This is a genomic window from Pseudomonas peli (assembly GCF_050563605.1).
Taxonomy (GTDB): domain Bacteria; phylum Pseudomonadota; class Gammaproteobacteria; order Pseudomonadales; family Pseudomonadaceae; genus Aquipseudomonas; species Aquipseudomonas peli_A.
Genome location: NZ_JBNXUH010000290.1, coordinates 1 through 231, shown reverse-complemented (window position 1 = coordinate 231; position 231 = coordinate 1). Strand labels below are relative to the sequence as shown.

Here is a 231-nt window from a genome sequence, read left to right as displayed (position 1 = left end):
GTTGTGCCGAACGGATGTCCGGCGAATTGCGGGTTTGTCATTAATCCACCAATAATTCCAGCGCGCGGTCAACGGCATTCACCAGCGCATCCACATCACTCTTTGTATTATATGGCGCAAAAGAGGCGCGCAGTGTGCCGGTTACGCCTAATTCTGCCAGTAGCGGCTGAGCGCAATGCTGCCCGGCCCGCAGGGCAATACCGTACTCCGCCAGCAGCGTCACCATATCGC

General features: G+C 57.1%; 1 protein-coding gene. It reads right to left on the bottom strand.

Features of this window, described 5'->3' with window-relative positions:
* Positions 1-40 precede the first annotated feature (40 nt).
* On the bottom strand, positions 41-231 hold a 191-nt coding region (locus ACQ4LH_RS21780), incomplete at its 5' end, for an aminotransferase class V-fold PLP-dependent enzyme (protein ID WP_113773365.1).